Origin of the sequence: Mycobacterium bulgaricum, assembly GCF_041287165.2 — a bacterium.
Lineage (GTDB): Bacteria > Actinomycetota > Actinomycetes > Mycobacteriales > Mycobacteriaceae > Mycobacterium > Mycobacterium bulgaricum.
This window is the reverse complement of sequence record NZ_JBGGKV020000008.1, coordinates 25,533-42,000: the sequence shown is the minus strand read 5'-3', so window position 1 is coordinate 42,000 and position 16,468 is coordinate 25,533. Positions and strand designations below refer to the sequence as shown.

Genomic DNA, 16,468 nt, shown 5'->3' with positions numbered 1-16,468 from the left:
GTCTCGCCAGGGCTGAATCAGGCTCGGGCGAACTGCTTCTCGTCGTATAGGCGAGCCCATTCGGCCCGAGGCCGGATCGACACGTCGACGTCAGCTCCCTTGATCCGAAGCGCTCCCGCGGTGGCCTGCTCTTTCGGCGTCAACTTGAAGGGGTCCCACCCGAAGAACCGGCACGAGTTCTCCCAGGTGATCTTGTTGATGTCGGAGTCTGAAGCCCCCGCGGCGTTCAGCTCCGCCAACACCTGCTCGGGCGCGTCCGGCCAGAAGCAGTCCGAGTGCGGGTAGTCGCACTCCCACGCGATGTTGTCGATACCGATCTCATGACGCAGCTTCAGCGACGTCTTGTCGGTGACATAGCAGGCCAGCGAGTGCTCTCGGAACACGTCGCTGGGCAGCTTGTCGCCGAAATCGCGGCGCAGCCACTTCTGGTTCGTGTAGTGGCGGTCGCTGCGATCGAGATAGAAGGGGATCCAACCGATTCCGCCTTCGGAGAACGCGAACTTCAGGTCCGGATAGTTGCGCATGGCCGGGCCCCACAGCAGGTCCTGCGCGCACATGGCCGACACCTGCGTGGCCAGGATGATCAGGTTGTCGATCGGTGCATCCTTGGCCATCGAGATCGCGCCGAAGCCCGTCCCGATGTGCAGACACATCACCACGTTCTCTTCGGACAACGTGCGGAACACCGGACCCCAGTAGTCCTCGTCGAAGTAGCTCGGAAGGCCTTCGAGATGCGGCAGTTCCGGCATCGTGACCGCGTGGCAACCCTTCGCGGCGACCCGGCGGATCTCCTGGCACATCGCCTCGGGGTTCCACGTCGGCAGGATCGCGATCGGGATGAAGCGGTCCGGGTAGGAGCCCGCCCACTCGTCGATATGCCAGTCGTTGTACGCCGAGACCATGACGAGAGTGGCCTCCTCGCGGTGCATGTTGAGGTGGCGGGCCGAGAAGCCGGTGAACGTCGGGAAGCACATCGAGGCGAGGATGCCGTTGCGGTTCATGTCGCGGACCCGCTCGTGGACGTCGTAGACGCCGGGGCGCATCTCGGCGAAGCCGGCGGGATCACGGCCCCACTCCTCGGCGGGCCAGGACACCACGGCGTTGAGGCCGCTGACACCTTGTGGGCGCCCCTGGTACATCCATTGGTCGACGCCCTTGTCGTCCGTGACGACGATCGGCGCCTCCTCCTTGTACTTCGCCGGGACGTGGCGCAGGAACATGTCGGGCGGCTCCACGACATGGTCGTCGATGCTCACCAGGATCAAGTCGTCTTTGTTCACTTCTGCTCCTCACATCCGCCGGCGTACCTGACTCCAGTAGTACCGTCTGTAGGCGTGACCGTCTCCGCGTCTTCGGACAAGCTCTTGTCCGAATCGGCCAAGATGCCCGCCCGTCGGGTGATAGAACTGCGCCGCGGCGGATGTGCGCTCGGGGGCAGCTATCTCTATGAGGGCGACGCGCTGATCACCGGATGGCACTCGCACGAGGTGCACCAGATCGAGTACGCGCTGCACGGGGTGGTCGAGGTCGAGACCGATTCGGCCCACTACCTCCTGCCGCCCCAGCAGGCCGCGTGGATTCCGGCCGGACTCGAGCATCAGGCCGTGATGAACCCTGACGTGAAGACCGTCGCGGTGATGTTCGACAGCACACTGATTCCCGATGGCGGTGACCGGGCGCGGATCCTCGCGGTGTCCCCCCTGATCCGAGAAATGATGATCTACGCGCTGCGGTGGCCGATCGACAGAGCCCGCGGCGACGAAACCTCCGACGTCTTCTTCCGCACGCTCGCGGCACTGGTGTCCGAAGCGCTCGACCACGAGGCTCCGTTGAGCCTGCCGACGTCGGACAATCCGATCGTCGCCGCTGCCATGGATTACACCAAGCAGCACCTCGACACCGTCACTTCGGACGAGGTCTGCCGCGCCGTCTCGGTGTCCGAACGGACATTGCGCAGGCTGTTCGCCGACACTCTCGGCCTGCCGTGGCGAACGTACCTGCTGCATGCGCGCATGCTGCGCGCGATGGCGCTGCTCGCCGCGCCCACACAGTCGGTTCAGGAGACTGCGACGGCCGTGGGCTTCGACAGCGTCAGCTCGTTCACGCGTGCCTTCGCGCAATTCTGCGGTGAGACGCCGTCGGCGTACCGCAAAAGGGTTGCCGACGGCGCGGAGTGAGCGTTATTCGGCGCCGGGACGCCGGAACAGTCCTTCGCGCAACAAGGAGTCGACCGCGCGCTGCCACCGTTCGAGCTGAGCCGGCGAGGTGAGCGGTTCGGCGAGGTGCCGGTCGAGATGCGGCTTGAGGCTGATCGCACCGAGCGCGAGCACCAATCCGTTGATCGCGGCCCAGGTGATGTCGACGTCGGGGCGCACTTCGCCCCGGTCGATGCGCTGTTGCCACCGCGCGACACCGACGGCGAGCAGGGTGTCGAAGATCCTGGCGCCGACCGCACTGCCGTCGGCCAGGGCGCGTCCCACGTACGCGGCCATGTCCGGATATTCGGAGAAGAGGTGGGTGACTCGGCTGCCGATCTCGGCCACCGAGTCGACGGGAGGCTCGGGCAGCGGTCGCGACATCGTCGTCACGAGCAGGTCGACGACGTAGTCGTCGACGGCCTTGGTCAAACCCGCTTTGGTGGCGAAGTGGTGTTGCACCAGCCCCAGGGAGACGCCCGCCCCCGCGGCGACTCCTCTCATCGTCGTCGCCGCGGCGCCGTGCTCGCCGAAGCTGCGCAGTGCGGCGGCGCGGATTCTCTCGATGGTGCGCGGTTCGCCGGTGCGCAGCCGGTTGGGCTCAGGTACCACAGTGGCCACGGTAGACAACGTCACTCCCTGGCACGTTCGACAATACAGCTGTATCGCCACTACGATACAGCCGTATCGCCGAGCACGGAAGGGAACGGGGGTCCATGTATCCGCTATCGATCGACGAAGAACCATGGACCGCGCCGTGTACGCGCGATCCGGACCGCTGGATGACCACGGCCGACGACGGCGCGAAAGCACTCTGCCGGGCGTGCCCGCGGCGGTGGCAATGCGCCCGGGAAGCCTGTGTCACGCCCGGCGCAGTGGGGCTGTGGGCGGGCATCGTGCTGCCCGAAGGCGGCCGCAACCGGCAGTTCGCACTGAAGCAGCTGAGGTCGTTGGCCGAGCGCAACGGGCTGTCGGTCAAGAGACGCTGAGCCGTCAGACGATCGGCGATCGGACGACCGCCGTCGAGGTGTCGTTCGACGTCGTCGCGATGAAATCGTCGATGAGGTCGACGACGTCGTTCGGCGTTTCGACATGCGGGAAGTGTCCGACGCCGGGAAGCACCTCCAGACGGCACCCCGGACGGTGTTCGTCGAGCGCGTAGCCGTGCTCGACCGGGATGATGCGGTCCTGGTCGCCCCAGATGACCAACAGCGGCAGTTCGGATGTCAGGTGCAGGCGGTTCAGAGCGCTCACCGCCTGCCCTCGGTAGTCGACGACCGACCGCAGCGTGCGCAGGAAGGCGTGACGCGTCTGCGCATCCGACAGCGACGAGTAAGCACTCCACATCTCGGCGCCCCGGGGCGACTGGATGTTGGCGGCGGAAAACCACGAGCGGACCTTGTTGCCGAGCCGGACCACCGGGGGCGGTGCGATCACCGGCATCAACAACTCGGCACCGGGCGCCGACAGTAGCCGTAGCGTCCACCCGACATCCTGGCCGAGCCCTCCGCTGCTGATCAGCACCAGACGTTGGCAATAGTCGGGATGCTGGTACACGAACTGCATCGCGACACCGCCGCCGAGAGACTGCCCGACGACGGTGACGCGCGAGATACCGAGTTCGTCGAGCAGGTCTCGCAGCCATACCGCGAACGCGCCCAAGGAGTAGTCGCCCCTCGGCTTCGCGGACTGGCCGTGGCCGAGGAGATCGGGCGCGACGACGCGGTACCGCTTCGCCAGCTGCGGAATCACGGCCCGCCAGGTGTCGGAGCTGCCGGCCATCCCATGGAGGAGGAGCAGCGTTTCGCGCCCCTCTCCACCGGACCCGACATCTCGATAGGCGACGCGGTCGCCGTGCAGATCGAGATACTGCAGATCACTCATGAGAAACGTGTCCCCCGTATTCAGCGGATTACTCGCCATGGTGGCAGAGGGACCGTCCCGGCAGGCAGCCCAGTGCCCAGTCCCACCGCGGTGCGCCGCAGTGAGCGAGATCACCGAGCGCGGCATGCAGTTAACCAGGTTTCGTAGCACCGCCGCCGGGTAACACCGGTGTCAGTTTTCGAGCAGTCCGTCGCTCTTCGAAGGAGAAGCCATGGCCGAGATCGCCGAAGGAGCTCCCCGCTCCGACGATCCGTTCCACGAGACCGTCGCCACCACCGGGCTGTTCCTTATTTTCACCGCCATCATCTCGGTGGCATTTGCGCTCGCGAGCTGGGGGTTGTCGGAATCGGTCATCGCCATGTTCGCCGGTGCCGTGGCACTGGTGAGCTTCGCGGCCAGCATCCTGTGCTTCACGACACAGGCGACCGAGGCAGCGCCGCAAACGAACGAGGCTTCCGCCTGATCCTCGGGGGCCACACGTAACCCTCAAACCGCTGACCTGTTCGGCGTGCTCTCCATACTTAGCTGTGCGTAATATACGGTGTCGTCAATACCGACGCGCCGCTGAACGGGCACGAGATCGAAGAGGGGCGCATGGACCTGGCGGGCACCTACCTCGTCAACACCTCCGATCTGGACGAAGCCGCGACGATTCTGGGGTCGGAGTTCGGCACCATGCGGATATCGCGCGTGAACCCGCAGGCTCCGCCGTGGATCCGAATCTGGCGGACCCGGGTGGGCCCGACGACGCTGGACGATTGCGACATCATCTCCGATGTCCGCTACGAGATGGATGCGCCCGCGGGAATCCTCGTATGCCGGGTTCGTGCCGGCGCCGTGGAATTCACCGCAGGCGAATCCTGCAGAACCTTTCGGCGCGGTGACATGGTGGCCGTCGTCGGCGACGGCACCGCGATGACCGCGGTCATGCGGGAAGCCCGGTGCGACCTCATCACCGTCGCTCCCTGGCTTCTGACCGAGATGGCGGCCATGGACGACGAAAGTCGTTGTGGCACAGCATTGAATACGTTCTCGGACCCGATCAGCCCATCCGCCCAACAGCAGGCCGCCGATGTGATCGACCACATCCGCACGTTCATCGCCAACAACCCGCTCGCGGCGCACGATCCGCTCGTGGCGGGTAGTGCAGCCCGCTACCTTGTCGCCTCCATATTGACCGCGTTTCCCCTGGAGGCACTCGCCTCGTGACACGCTCGGGCTCGCCGCGGCGCGTCCGCCCCGAGGGCCCGAGACCGCGGTCGTGAGTCCGTGGCGGTGAACGCCTCACAGGTGATGTGGCATAACGTCGAAATTCGGATCAGCGCGACGATGAGTCGTGCCGATCATGGTGCGGGCGGGGGGATTCGAACCCCCACGCTCTTTCGAACACGGACACCTAAAGACCGCGCGTCTGCCATTTCGCCACGCCCGCAGCGGCTGCGATCGTACCAATCGCGACCTGTCGGAGTCGGGCCACAGCTTGGTGTGAAGGACTCGGGTGACCACAGCTCGGCATACCGTGGCGGCGGCCGAACAGGTACACGGTGTCCATCAGCGCAAGGGCCGCGACCGCGCGCTTGGACGAGTTCATCGGACCGAAAGATCGCGCGGTACCGTTGACGAATGTCCACTACACGGCGTAGGAGGCCGGCGCTCATCCTGCTGGTGACCGCCGCCGCCCTCGGCTGCCTTGCGCTCGCGTGGTGGCAGTGGACGCGCTGGGAGTCCAGTTCGGGCAGTTTCCAGAATCTCGGCTACGCCATGCAGTGGCCCTTGTTCGCCGGGTTCTGCTTCTACGCGTATTTCAAGTTCGTGCGCTACGAAGAAGCCCCGCCGGAGCCGCACCCGCAGGACACTGTCACTGAGATCCCTGCCGGGCTGTTGCCCGAACGACCCAAGGCAGGTGCGGCGCAGGATGTCGACCCGACCTTGCGCGACTACAACGTCTACCTTGCCGACCTGGCCAAGGCCGACGCAGACGCCGACGACCACAAACACAGAGGAACCGGTACGTGACCGCACCCGAATCCCCCGCCCCCCTCACGCCCGTCGAATCGATCCGCAAGGCGCTGACCGGCTACCGCGTCCTGGCCTGGGCGACAGGCCTGTGGCTCATCGCGCTCTGCTACGAGATGGTGATGAAGTATGGCTTCAACGACGACTCCCTGGGATGGATCGCCGTGGTGCACGGCTGGGTGTACTTCGTCTATCTGCTCTTCACGGCGAATCTGGCCGTGAAGGTCCGGTGGCCGATCGCCAAGACGGTCGGGGTTCTTCTGGCAGGCACGATCCCGTTGGTCGGCATCATCGTCGAGCACTTCCAGACCCAGAACATCAAGGAACAATTCGGGATTTAGCCCGGGGCCGAACACCGCGTTCGTCGCTAGACTCGAATCCGATGTCAGCCAGCCTCGGCGAGCGCTGCGGCGCCGCCCCGGCAACACCGTGCAGTGCTACTCGTCCTTGTGAAGCGGGGCCTTCCCGAGATCCCGCGCTCACAGGCCTGCGCGCGGTCGCGGCTCTGCTTGTCGTCGGCACCCATGCAGCCTTCGCAACCGGGTATCTCGCGCACGGATATCTCGGCGGGATATACGCGCGCCTTGAGATCGGCGTCGCCATCTTCTTCGTGCTCTCCGGTTTTCTGCTGTTCCGCCCATGGGTGCGCGCCGCCGCGCACGGCGGGCGGGCGCCGTCCGTCGGCCGCTACAGCCGGCACCGGTTCCGTCGCATCGTGCCCGCCTACCTGGTCACGGTCATCGCGGCATTCGAGATCTACACCGTGTTCACACCCGGCCCCAATCCCGGGCAGACCTGGCACGGGTTGCTGCGCTACCTGACCTTCACGCAGATCTACGAGGACGACTACCTGGGCACCATGCTCCATTCGGGCCTGTCCCAGATGTGGAGCCTGGCTGTCGAGGTGTCGTTCTACATCGCATTGCCCGCGCTGGCGTACCTCATCCTGCGGGTGCTGTGCCGCGGGCAATGGCGACCCGGCAGAGCTCTGACCGGCATCGCGATACTCGCTGCGGTTTCGCCGATCTGGATCCTCGCAGTACCCATGCTCGACGGTCTGCCGAGCTCGGCCGGCATGTGGTTACCCGCTCATCTCGCGTGGTTCGCAGGGGGGATGGCGCTGGCCGTGGTGGAGGTGAGCGGTGCGCGCTGTCCCGCACTCTTCGCCATCCCCGTGGCGGTCGCGCTCTACCTGACGGTGTCGACGTCGCTCGGAGGCACACTGGCCGGACCCGATCCGGTGTGGACACCGGTGGTCAAGTCGCTGCTGTACGCCGTGATCGCCACGCTCGCGGTTGCCCCCGTAGCGCTGGGCCGGGATTCCTATACGCGCGTGCTCGCGAGCAGGCCGATGGTATGGCTGGGCGAGATCTCGTACGAGATCTTTCTGGTGCACGTCGTCGTGATGGCTCTGACGATGGACCTGGTGCTGCGCTGGCCGCTGTTTACCGGCTCGATGCCGGGCCTCATCGTCGCGACACTGGCCATCACGGTTCCGGTGGCCTGGCTTTTGCACCGCGTGACGCGACCTCAGACGAGTGCGCGCAATGACGGAAGCAGCGCCGCCAGCGCTCTTCCCCGGTGCGAGGCAGCGTCTTTCTCCGCCGGGGTCAGCTCGGCGGCGGTCCTGTCCGACCCCGTCGGCAGGAACACCGGGTCGTAACCGAATCCGCCGTCCCCGCGCGGTTCGTGCACGATGCTGCCCGGCCACTCTCCGCGAACCACCGCGGAGTCTGATTCGCCGGGTCCGAAAACCAATGCGCACGCCGACACGAATGCGGCGCCGCGGCGCTCCACCGGGACGTCGCGCAACTGACCGAGAAGCAACTCCGTGTTGGCGGGATCGTCACCGTGGCGCCCGGACCATCGCGCGCTGAGCACACCTGGCATCCCGTTGAGCGCGTCCACTTCGATGCCCGAATCGTCGGCCACCGCGGGCAGTCCCGTTGCCGTATGCGCGTCACGGGCTTTGGCCAATGCGTTCTCCTCGAACGTCGCGCCTGTCTCCGGCGCCTCGTCAAACGCGGGCACATCGTCCAGGGACAGCAGTGTCAGCCCCGAAACCCCGGCCGCGTCGAGGACGCGGCGCAGCTCGGCCAACTTCTTCGGGTTGCGCGAGGCGACCAGTAGGCGGGTCAGCTTCCGAACGCCTTCTTCGCGGGCTCTCCGGATTCCGGCAGCACCCCCGGGTACGGCTGTTCCAGCGCGGCGCGCTGGACCTCGAACAGCTGATCGCACGCCGCCATCGCGGCATCGAGCATCTTGTCCAGAGTCGACCTCGGGAACGTCGCGCCCTCGCCGGTGCCCTGGATCTCGACGAGCGTGCCGGTATCGGTGGCCACGACGTTCATGTCGACCTCGGCGCGCGAATCCTCGGTATAGGGCAGATCGACCCGGACACGACCGTCGACGACGCCGACGCTGACAGCGGCGATCGCGCAGGACAGCGGCCGCGGATCGGACAGTTTCCCCGCCGCGCCCAGGTAGGTGACGGCGTCCGACAGGGCGACGTATGCGCCCGTGATGGCGGCGGTGCGGGTTCCGCCGTCGGCCTGCAAGACGTCGCAATCGATCGCGATGGTGTTCTCGCCGAGCGCGCCCAGGTCGATGCAGGCGCGCAGCGACCGGCCCACAAGACGGCTGATCTCCTGTGTGCGTCCGCCGACGCGGCCCTTGACCGACTCCCGGTCCGAACGGTCGTGGGTGGCGGCGGGAAGCATCGCGTACTCGGCAGTCAGCCAGCCCTGACCGGAGCCCTTCCGCCAGCGCGGCACGCCTTCTGTCACGCTCGCGGTGCACATCACCCGGGTCTGGCCGAACTCCACCAGCACCGAACCGGCTGGATGAGTGGTGAAACCGCGCGTGAGGGTGACCGGGCGCAGTTCGTCGTCGAGGCGGCCGTCTTCTCGTCTGGACACGGGCCAACCCTAGCCGGTCACCCCGACACGCCCTTCAGGAGCGGGAGACCTCGAAGGTCTCGTTGCACACCACGGCGTGCACCGGACCGTCGAATTCGGCTTTGGCCTCACTGATGACGTCTTCGCGCGACGTCCACGGCGGGATGTGGGTGAGCAGCAGCTCTCCGACGCCGGCGCGCGCCGCCGCACGGCCTGCCTCGGTGCCCGAGAGGTGCAGTCGCGGCGGACGTGACGGCGAATGCGTCCACGACGCTTCGCACAGGAAGACGTCCGCGTCGCGTGCCAGGTCGATCAGCTGATCGCAGTACCCGGTGTCGCCGCTGTAGACGAGAGTGGCTCCCGACGGATCGGTGATCCGCATGCCGTAGGACTCGGTCGGGTGGCACACCTGGCGGGCGAGCACACTCAGCGCGCCGATCTCGACGGACTGGTTGTCCACCCAGTGCCGGATCTCGAAGATGTCGGTGAAGTCGTCGATCTCGCCACCCTCGGGCGACGAGGCGGCGCCGAGCCGCGCCCAGGTGTTCGCCGGTCCGTAGACGACCCCGCGCTCCTGGGCCGGTGTCGGGTGATAACGCCGCCATACGAACAAGCCGGGCAAATCCAGGCAGTGGTCGGCGTGCAGATGCGACAGCAGCACGTGCACCGCGTTCGGATCCGCATGGCGTTGCAGGGCGCCGAGAACGCCCCCGCCGAAGTCGAGAACCAGGGGCGGCGTGTCAGGCGCGGTGACGAGATATCCGGACGCAGGCGAATCGGGACCGACAACACTGCCGGAGCAACCGAGTACGGTGATTCGCACGCTCACTAGCTTGCCATGCCCAGGAACGCCATGGCGAAAACATCGCAGCTTTGGGCGACGAACGTCATCTTCCTGCGCCGGCGTGACGTTGAACAGGCCGGATACGGTCGAGTGTGGGTCCGAGAAACCGGGCCGCGAGGGCGGTGAACGCGTCCGGATCGCCCGTCGCCTCGAAGACCCGGCGCACGGGCGATGCGGAGCCGTCGGGATGCGGTTTCAGCAACTCCCGTTCGCTGAGCACACGCAGCAGGTCCTTGGCCGTCTCCTCGGCGCTGGAGACCAGCGTCACGTGATCGCCCATGGCCAGCTGAATCAGACCCGACAGCATCGGATAGTGCGTGCAGCCCAGCACCAGCGTGTCGACCTCGGCGCGCTGAAGGGGTTCCAGATAACCCTCGGCCAGACCGAGCACCTGACGCCCACTGGTCACGCCGCGCTCGACGAAGTCCACGAACCGTGGACACGCCACCCCGAAGACCTCGATGTCACGCGCCGCGGCGAACGAATCCTGATAGGCGCCCGAGGCAATGGTGGCAGCTGTGCCGATCACGCCGATCCGGCCGTTACGGCTCGCGGCCACTGCCCGGCGCACGGCGGGCAGGATCACCTCGACGACGGGGATCGGTGCGTAACGCTCCCGGGCGTCCCGCAGGCACGCCGACGACGCCGAGTTGCACGCGATGACCAGAGCCTTCACGCCGCGTCCGGCCAAATCGTCGCCGATCGCCAACGCATGGGCGCGGATCTCGGGGATTGTCAGCGGGCCGTACGGACCATTCCCGGTGTCGCCGACGTAGATGATGTCTTCGTCGGGCAGCTGGTCGATGACCGCTCGGGCCACCGTCAGCCCTCCCACACCGGAATCGAAGATCCCGATCGGCGCGCCCATGTTCACGTGTTCAGCGACGGCGGCTGCACTGGGCGCCGCAAGGCGCGGCTCTTACGTTCGGGACCCGACAGCAGATAAGCCGCCACGAGGCCGGCCACCGCGCCGCACAGGTGGCCCTGCCAGGAGACGCCGAACGTACCGGGCAGGACACCGAGCAGAATGCTGCCGTAGATGAACAGCACCACGACACCGGTGACGATCTCCCAGATCTTGCGGGTGAAAAACCCGAACACGATCAGGAACGTCAGCCATCCGAAGATCAGCCCGGATGCCCCGATGTGATTGGTTTCGACGACCATCCCGTTGTAGGTGGGCGCACCGATGTTGCCGATCAGCCAGGTGCCGAGGCCGCCGAGGATCCAGATGATCGCGGTCGCGAACAGGAAGCGCGACAGACCCGCCAGCGTCATCAGGAACCCGAGCACCAGTGCGGGACCCGTGTTGGCGACCAGATGTTCCCAATTCGAGTGCAGCAGCGGCGCGAACAGGATGCCCGTAAGGCCGTCGGTCTCCAACGGGCGAATCCCGTTGCTGTCGAGGCGATGTCCGGTGACCGAGTCGTAGGCCTCGATGACGTAGAGCAGGGCGACGAACGACAGGATGGTGAGACCGCCGACCATCCACGCGGGCCGCTTCTTGGGCTGTGCGGGAAGCGCGGAATACCCACCGATGTTCGTCATGCCCAAAGTTGCCCTTCCAGCGCGTCCTCCGCGTCATCCAGGCTACCGGCGTACGCACCGGTCGACAGATACTTCCACCCGGCGTCGCACACCGTGAACGCGATGTCGGCGCGCTCGCCCGCCTTGACGGCCTTGGCCGCCATGCCCAGCGCGGCGTGCAGGATCGCGCCCGTCGAGATACCTGCGAAGATGCCCTCGACCTGGACCAGCTCGCGGGTGCGCTTCACGGCGTCGTACGAGCCGACCGCAAAACGGGTGGTCAACACGTCGGCGTCATAGAGCTCGGGGATGAAGCCCTCGTCGATGTTGCGCAGCGCATACACGCCCTCGCCGTAGCGGGGTTCGGCGGCGACGATCTGCACACCCGGCACGTTCTCACGCAGAAAACGGCCGGTACCCATCAACGTCCCGGTCGTGCCGAGGCCGGCCACGAAATGCGTGATCTCGGGCAGGTCGGCCAGCAGCTCCGGTCCGGTGCCGTCATAGTGCGCGGCCGCATTGGAGGGGTTGCCGTACTGGTACAGCATCACCCACGAAGGGTTCTGCGCCGCAAGGTCTTTCGCGTGTGCGACGGCGGTGTTCGAGCCGCCCTCGGCAGGTGAGTAGATGATGCGCGCGCCGTAGAGCTCAAGGAGCTGCCTGCGCTCGATCGACGTGTTCTCGGGCATCACGCAGATCATCTGATAGCCCTTGATCAGGGCGGCCATCGCCAGCGAGATTCCGGTGTTCCCGCTCGTCGGCTCCAGGATGGTCGCCCCCGGCGCCAGCCTGCCTTCGCGCTCGGCGTCCTCGATCATCCGCAGCGCGGGCCGGTCCTTGATGGAGCCGGTCGGGTTGCGATCCTCCAACTTCGCCCACAACCGGACGTGCGGAGCGCCGTCCCAGGCAGGTGACAGCCGCGGCAGCCCGACCAGGGGCGTGCCGCCGAGCGCCTGGAGCAGGGAGTCGTACCGGGTCATGGCCTCCGACTCACCCGCCTGCCACGGCGGGGAGGATCGTCACCGAATCCCCGTCGGCTATCGCAGTGTCCATTCCGCCGGAAAAGCGCACGTCTTCGTCGTTGACGTAGACGTTGACGAACTTGTGAAGTTTGCCTGCGTTGTTGGAGTCGACGAGGCGCTCCGAGATCCCCGAGTAGTTGGCTTCGAGGTCGGCGATGACGGCCTTCAGGGTCTCGCCGGAAGCCGACACGCGCTTCTCGCCGCCGGTGTGGGTGCGCAGGATCGTGGGGATGGACACCGAAACAGGCATGGACAGGCTCCTTTGATTCTTTCAGTACTTCTCGACGATGGTGACAGGCTCTTCGGTGACGACCCCGTCCACGATGCGATAACTGCGCAGCTCGTGTTCGTCGGGGTCGCGGGTCGACACCAGGACGTAGTGGGCTTCTGGCTCGGACGCATACGAGATGTCGGTGCGGCTCGGGTAGGCCTCGGTGGCGGTGTGCGAGTGATAGATGACGACGGGCGCCTCGTCGGCCTCGTCCATGGCCCGCCACACCTTGAGCTGCTCGCCCGAATCGAAGCGGTAGAACGTCGGCGACCGCTCGGCGTTCACCATGGCGATGAACCGCTCGGGGCGGTCCGAACCCTCGGGTCCGGCGATGATGCCGCACGCCTCGTCCGGATGGTCGGCGCGCGCATGCTTCACCATCGCGTCGACCAGGTCGGCACGGATTGTCAGCACTGCGCTCCTCTCTCCTGCCGTCTCATTCGAACGCTCCCGGCAACAGTCCACGGTATGTCGGTATTCCTGCAACCGACTCGGCGGCCAGCACTCCGACCATCACCGCGCGCGCCAGGACGTCGGCCGCGGCGGCACCGACGGCGGTGACCAGGGGCAGTTCCGGGGTCATCGACGCCGGGGTCGTCGGGTCGGGATTCACCTCGACAGCGCCGGTGGCCAGCGCGAAGATCGTGTCGCCGTCGAGCGGCATGTGACAGGGGTTGATGGACCGCGCGAGCCCGTCCTGCGCCGCGACGGCCACCCGGCGGCAGGCCGCTTTGGTGAGCGCGGCATCGGTGGCCACCACCGCGATCGTCGTGTTCAGCGGGCTCAGCTCACCGTGCCGGTCGGCGTAGGCGGCGCGCTGGTCCGCCGGCGGCGCCACCAACCCGAATTCCTCGATGTGCGAGGCGAGCCACGGTAGACCCGTGCCGGGGTCGACGACATCGCCCGCCGAGTTCACGACAACGAGCGCGCCGACAGTGACGCCGGAGTCGAGCATCACCGACGCGGTGCCGACACCGCCTTTGAGGACGCCCGCGCGAGCCCCGACGCCTGCCCCGATGGTGCCGATGCCGACATCCGTGCTCGCCGCGACCGCCGCGCGATACCCGAACTCCGCGTCGGGACGGCACTTCCAGCCGCCGACGGGAAGGTCGAAGATCACCGCGGACGGGACGATCGGCACCACCCCACCGTCGAGTGCGACACCGCGGTCCTGTTCCTCCAGCCACGTCATCACGCCGTCGGCGGCGGCCAGACCGAACGCGCTGCCTCCGGTGAGCACCACCGCGTCGACGTGTCGAACCGAATTGCTCGGATCCAGCAGGTCGGTCTCCCGAGTACCCGGTGCGCCGCCGCGGCCGTCGAAGGCACCCACCGTCCCCGGGGGTGTCAGGACGACGGTCGTCCCGGTCGCCCACCCGGAGCCGAGTTCCGCGTCGGGGTCGATCTTGTGATGGTGGCCGACCCGAATGCCGCCGACGTCGGTGATCGATCCGCTCACGATCGTCTGTTCATCAGGCAGATCACCAGATACTCCTGCAGAACCGTCAGCCACTGGTACACATCGAGATGTCCGGCCATCGGGTGGTCACCGGGCAACCGGTCAGGGCCGTCGGACCCGATGTCGAGCATCGTGCCCAGCGCCAACCGGACGTCGTTGACCGCCGACGCCCATGCGTGCGCGTCCGCCTCGGACAGTTCGAACTTGCCACCCCCCGACGGAACGGTGTCCAACAAACGTTGCGCCGCTTCACGTTTGGCGTCGAGGATCTCGGGCTCGTGGAGGCTGCGCAGGGCGCTGTTGAGGCTTTCCGCGGTGCCCGACCCGGCGGGGTGCTCGGTGGCGGGACGATAGAAGTCGGGCAGCAGCCGCTTCATCGTATCGTCTTGTGGCGGAACCGAATTGCCCGTCCGCATACCGGTGAGCTCAGCCAGTTCGTCGACCGGCGCGGATGACTCCCGATCGTCGAGCATTCCCAGTAGCGATGCGACCAGACTGCTCAGCAGTTCGGCTTCGTGGGCGGCCAGCGCCGATCGGAACCGAGGGCCGCCGGGGCTCTCGACCCGCTTCCATTTACGCACAGTGTCTTTTTCGCTCCTCGCGTGCGCGGTGTCTTCAGCGGTCCTGTTGTAGCGTCGCCCACAACCCCGCGGCGTGGAGCTTGGACACGTCGACTTCCATCGACTCTCGACTGCCGGCGGAGACCACGGCCTTGCCCTCGTTGTGCACCTGCATCATCAACTTGGTCGCGTGCGGTTCGCTGTAGCCGAACAGCTTCTGGAAGACGTACGTCACGTAGGTCATCAGGTTCACCGGGTCATCCCAGACGATCGTCACCCAGGGGGTGTCGGCGGCCTCATCCGTGTGGTGGCCCTCGTGGACGGCAGTCTCCTCACGAGTCCCCGGTCGTGCCTTCGCCGGCGTCACCATGGGGCCAGACTACCGGGGCCGAACCTGTACTCCGAACCGATACGGTTGGGCTGTGAACCCCTCGCCCCGCGAGACACCGTCGCCGGCAGCTGCCCCTCCTTCACCTTCTGTGGCGTTGCTGACCGACAAGTACGAACTGACGATGCTGGCCGCGGCGCTGCGCGACGGCACCGCATACCGGCGAAGCTCCTTCGAAGTGTTCGCCCGCCGCCTTCCCGAAGGCAGACGCTACGGCGTCACCGCAGGCACCGGGCGGTTCGTGGAAGCGTTGCAAGCGTTCAGGTTCGGCTCCGCCGAACTGCGGTCGCTGGAAGATTTCCTCGACGCGGACGTCCTCGAGTACCTGGCCGCCTATCGCTTCACCGGCGATGTGGACGGCTACGCCGAGGGCGAGCTCTACTTCCCCGGCTCTCCCGTGCTGTCCGTGCACGGAACATTCGGCGAGTGCGTGATCCTGGAGACGCTGGCGCTGTCGATCTTCAACTACGACACCGCCGTTGCCTCCGCCGCGGCACGCATGGTCAGTGCCTCGGCGGGACGTCCGCTGATCGAGATGGGCTCGAGGCGAACCCATGAGCAGGCCGCAGTCGCCGCCGCCCGCGCGGCCTACCTCGCGGGCTTCGCCGGCTCGTCGAACCTCGAGGCCCAGCGCCGGCACGGGGTGCCCGCACTGGGCACCAGCGCCCACGCCTTCACGCTGTTGCACACCGCAGACGGCACACCGTCGGACTGGGAGAAGGCGGCGTTCCGCGCCCAGTTCGACAGGCTCGGCGTGGGCACCACCCTGCTCGTCGACACCTACGACATCACCGCGGGCGTGGCCAATGCCGTGGAGGTGGCGGGTCGCGAGCTGGGCGCAGTGCGGATCGACTCAGGTGATCTGGGCGTCCTGGCCCGGCAGGTCCGCGAGCAACTCGACAGCCTCGGCGCGACGAAGACCCGCATCGTCGTGTCCGGCGACCTCGATGAGTTCGCGATCGCCGCGTTGCGCGCCGAACCCGTCGACCTCTACGGGGTCGGCACGTCGGTGGTCACCGGATCCGGCGCCCCGACTGCGGGCATGGTCTACAAGCTCGTCGAGGTGGACGGCATCCCCGTCGAGAAACGCAGCAGCCACAAGGAGTCCCACGGTGGACGCAAACAGGCGCTGAGACTGTCCAGGCGTTCGGGCACCATCGTGGAAGAGCTGGTTCATCCCGCCGGCCACTCGCCGGACGTCCCGGCGGAGCTCGAGAGGCGACCTCTGACCGTTCCGCTCGTCCGCAACGGCGAAGTCGTCGCGGATCTGGGGCTCGATACCGCGCGCAGCACCGTCAAGGAGGGGCTGCTGAGCCTGCCGTGGGACGGCCTCGCACTGTCGAAGGGCGATCCCGCGATCCCGACGCGCATCATCGCGCCGACGCCCGGCCGAGGCTAGACGTCC

General features: G+C 66.9%; 21 protein-coding genes, 1 tRNA gene and 1 pseudogene. 8 read left to right on the top strand and 15 right to left on the bottom strand.

Features of this window, described 5'->3' with window-relative positions; translation table 11 throughout:
- Positions 1-17 precede the first annotated feature (17 nt).
- Entirely contained in the window at positions 18-1,280 is a 1,263-nt protein-coding gene (locus ACAG24_RS20350; protein WP_370474231.1) for an amidohydrolase family protein, read from the bottom strand.
- A gap of 54 nt (positions 1,281-1,334) precedes the next feature.
- On the opposite strand from ACAG24_RS20350, the gene ACAG24_RS20345 reads away from it, so the two are divergent.
- A complete protein-coding gene (locus ACAG24_RS20345) occupies positions 1,335-2,177 on the top strand; it encodes an AraC family transcriptional regulator (protein WP_370474230.1) in 843 nt (280 codons plus the stop codon).
- A 3-nt stretch (positions 2,178-2,180) separates the two neighbouring features.
- On the opposite strand, the gene ACAG24_RS20340 is transcribed toward ACAG24_RS20345, so the two are convergent.
- Positions 2,181-2,816, bottom strand: a complete 636-nt coding sequence (locus ACAG24_RS20340; protein WP_370474229.1) for a TetR/AcrR family transcriptional regulator — start codon at positions 2,814-2,816, stop codon at positions 2,181-2,183.
- A gap of 95 nt (positions 2,817-2,911) precedes the next feature.
- Between ACAG24_RS20340 and ACAG24_RS20335 the strand changes: the two genes are divergently transcribed.
- On the top strand, positions 2,912-3,184 hold the full coding sequence (locus ACAG24_RS20335; protein WP_370474228.1) for a WhiB family transcriptional regulator: 273 nt from the start codon (positions 2,912-2,914) through the stop codon (positions 3,182-3,184).
- Positions 3,185-3,188: 4 nt separating this feature from the next.
- Here ACAG24_RS20335 and ACAG24_RS20330 read toward each other — a convergent pair whose 3' ends face one another.
- Positions 3,189-4,079, bottom strand: a complete 891-nt coding sequence (locus ACAG24_RS20330; protein ID WP_370474227.1) for an alpha/beta fold hydrolase — start codon at positions 4,077-4,079, stop codon at positions 3,189-3,191.
- A 211-nt stretch (positions 4,080-4,290) separates the two neighbouring features.
- Here ACAG24_RS20330 and ACAG24_RS20325 point away from each other — a divergent pair, with 211 nt between their 5' ends.
- Both ACAG24_RS20325 and ACAG24_RS20320 read left to right on the top strand, forming a co-directional pair.
- Complete coding sequence (locus tag ACAG24_RS20325; protein WP_370474226.1) at positions 4,291-4,542, top strand: hypothetical protein; 252 nt, start codon at positions 4,291-4,293, stop codon at positions 4,540-4,542.
- Positions 4,543-4,673: 131 nt separating this feature from the next.
- Positions 4,674-5,288, top strand: coding sequence for a hypothetical protein (locus ACAG24_RS20320; RefSeq protein ID WP_370474225.1), 615 nt, complete (start codon positions 4,674-4,676; stop codon positions 5,286-5,288).
- A gap of 137 nt (positions 5,289-5,425) precedes the next feature.
- Here the strand turns inward: ACAG24_RS20320 and ACAG24_RS20315 are convergent.
- A tRNA-Leu gene (locus ACAG24_RS20315) sits at positions 5,426-5,511 on the bottom strand.
- A gap of 191 nt (positions 5,512-5,702) precedes the next feature.
- Here ACAG24_RS20315 and ACAG24_RS20310 point away from each other — a divergent pair.
- From ACAG24_RS20310 to ACAG24_RS20300, 3 genes and pseudogenes are all read left to right on the top strand, one after another.
- The gene (locus ACAG24_RS20310) at positions 5,703-6,095 is read left to right on the top strand and encodes a hypothetical protein (protein ID WP_370474224.1); all 393 of its coding nucleotides are present in this window, start codon (positions 5,703-5,705) and stop codon (positions 6,093-6,095) included.
- A complete protein-coding gene (locus tag ACAG24_RS20305) occupies positions 6,092-6,436 on the top strand; it encodes a DUF3817 domain-containing protein (RefSeq protein ID WP_370474223.1) in 345 nt (114 codons plus the stop codon). The genes ACAG24_RS20310 and ACAG24_RS20305 overlap by 4 nt, the downstream gene beginning before the upstream one ends.
- 41 nt (positions 6,437-6,477) lie before the next feature.
- Positions 6,478-7,599 (top strand): annotated as a pseudogene (locus ACAG24_RS20300) (acyltransferase family protein); the annotation flags it as partial.
- Between the two features lie 26 nt (positions 7,600-7,625).
- Here ACAG24_RS20300 and rdgB read toward each other — a convergent pair.
- From rdgB to clpS, 11 genes are read right to left on the bottom strand one after another with little or no spacing between them, the layout of a single operon-like run.
- Positions 7,626-8,234, bottom strand: coding sequence for an RdgB/HAM1 family non-canonical purine NTP pyrophosphatase (gene rdgB, locus ACAG24_RS20295; RefSeq protein ID WP_370474432.1), 609 nt, complete (start codon positions 8,232-8,234; stop codon positions 7,626-7,628).
- Entirely contained in the window at positions 8,231-9,013 is a 783-nt protein-coding gene (rph, locus tag ACAG24_RS20290) for a ribonuclease PH (protein ID WP_370474222.1), read from the bottom strand. The genes rdgB and rph overlap by 4 nt, the downstream gene beginning before the upstream one ends.
- A gap of 34 nt (positions 9,014-9,047) precedes the next feature.
- Positions 9,048-9,821, bottom strand: coding sequence for a cyclic nucleotide-degrading phosphodiesterase (locus tag ACAG24_RS20285; RefSeq protein WP_370474221.1), 774 nt, complete (start codon positions 9,819-9,821; stop codon positions 9,048-9,050).
- A gap of 58 nt (positions 9,822-9,879) precedes the next feature.
- A complete protein-coding gene (gene murI / locus ACAG24_RS20280; RefSeq protein ID WP_370474220.1) occupies positions 9,880-10,704 on the bottom strand; it encodes a glutamate racemase in 825 nt (274 codons plus the stop codon).
- A gap of 2 nt (positions 10,705-10,706) precedes the next feature.
- Positions 10,707-11,384, bottom strand: a complete 678-nt coding sequence (locus ACAG24_RS20275) for a rhomboid family intramembrane serine protease (RefSeq protein WP_370474219.1) — start codon at positions 11,382-11,384, stop codon at positions 10,707-10,709.
- Positions 11,381-12,343 (bottom strand): cysteine synthase, encoded by a 963-nt coding sequence (locus tag ACAG24_RS20270; RefSeq protein WP_370474218.1) that lies wholly within the window; start codon positions 12,341-12,343, stop codon positions 11,381-11,383. The genes ACAG24_RS20275 and ACAG24_RS20270 overlap by 4 nt, the downstream gene beginning before the upstream one ends.
- A gap of 10 nt (positions 12,344-12,353) precedes the next feature.
- On the bottom strand, positions 12,354-12,635 hold the full coding sequence (locus ACAG24_RS20265) for a MoaD/ThiS family protein (RefSeq protein WP_370474217.1): 282 nt from the start codon (positions 12,633-12,635) through the stop codon (positions 12,354-12,356).
- 21 nt (positions 12,636-12,656) lie between these two features.
- Complete coding sequence (locus tag ACAG24_RS20260) at positions 12,657-13,070, bottom strand: M67 family metallopeptidase (RefSeq protein WP_370474216.1); 414 nt, start codon at positions 13,068-13,070, stop codon at positions 12,657-12,659.
- 22 nt (positions 13,071-13,092) lie between these two features.
- Positions 13,093-14,115 carry a P1 family peptidase gene (locus tag ACAG24_RS20255; protein WP_370474215.1) on the bottom strand — a complete coding sequence of 341 codons (1,023 nt, stop codon included), beginning with the start codon at positions 14,113-14,115 and terminating at the stop codon, positions 13,093-13,095.
- Positions 14,112-14,696 (bottom strand): oxidative stress transcriptional regulator AosR, encoded by a 585-nt coding sequence (aosR, locus tag ACAG24_RS20250; RefSeq protein WP_370474214.1) that lies wholly within the window; start codon positions 14,694-14,696, stop codon positions 14,112-14,114. Before aosR ends, ACAG24_RS20255 begins: the two co-directional genes overlap by 4 nt.
- 34 nt (positions 14,697-14,730) lie before the next feature.
- On the bottom strand, positions 14,731-15,045 hold the full coding sequence (gene clpS, locus ACAG24_RS20245) for an ATP-dependent Clp protease adapter ClpS (protein WP_370474213.1): 315 nt from the start codon (positions 15,043-15,045) through the stop codon (positions 14,731-14,733).
- 52 nt (positions 15,046-15,097) lie between these two features.
- Between clpS and ACAG24_RS20240 the strand changes: the two genes are divergently transcribed.
- Positions 15,098-16,462 (top strand): nicotinate phosphoribosyltransferase, encoded by a 1,365-nt coding sequence (locus tag ACAG24_RS20240; protein WP_370474212.1) that lies wholly within the window; start codon positions 15,098-15,100, stop codon positions 16,460-16,462.
- Positions 16,463-16,468: the final 6 nt, after the last annotated feature.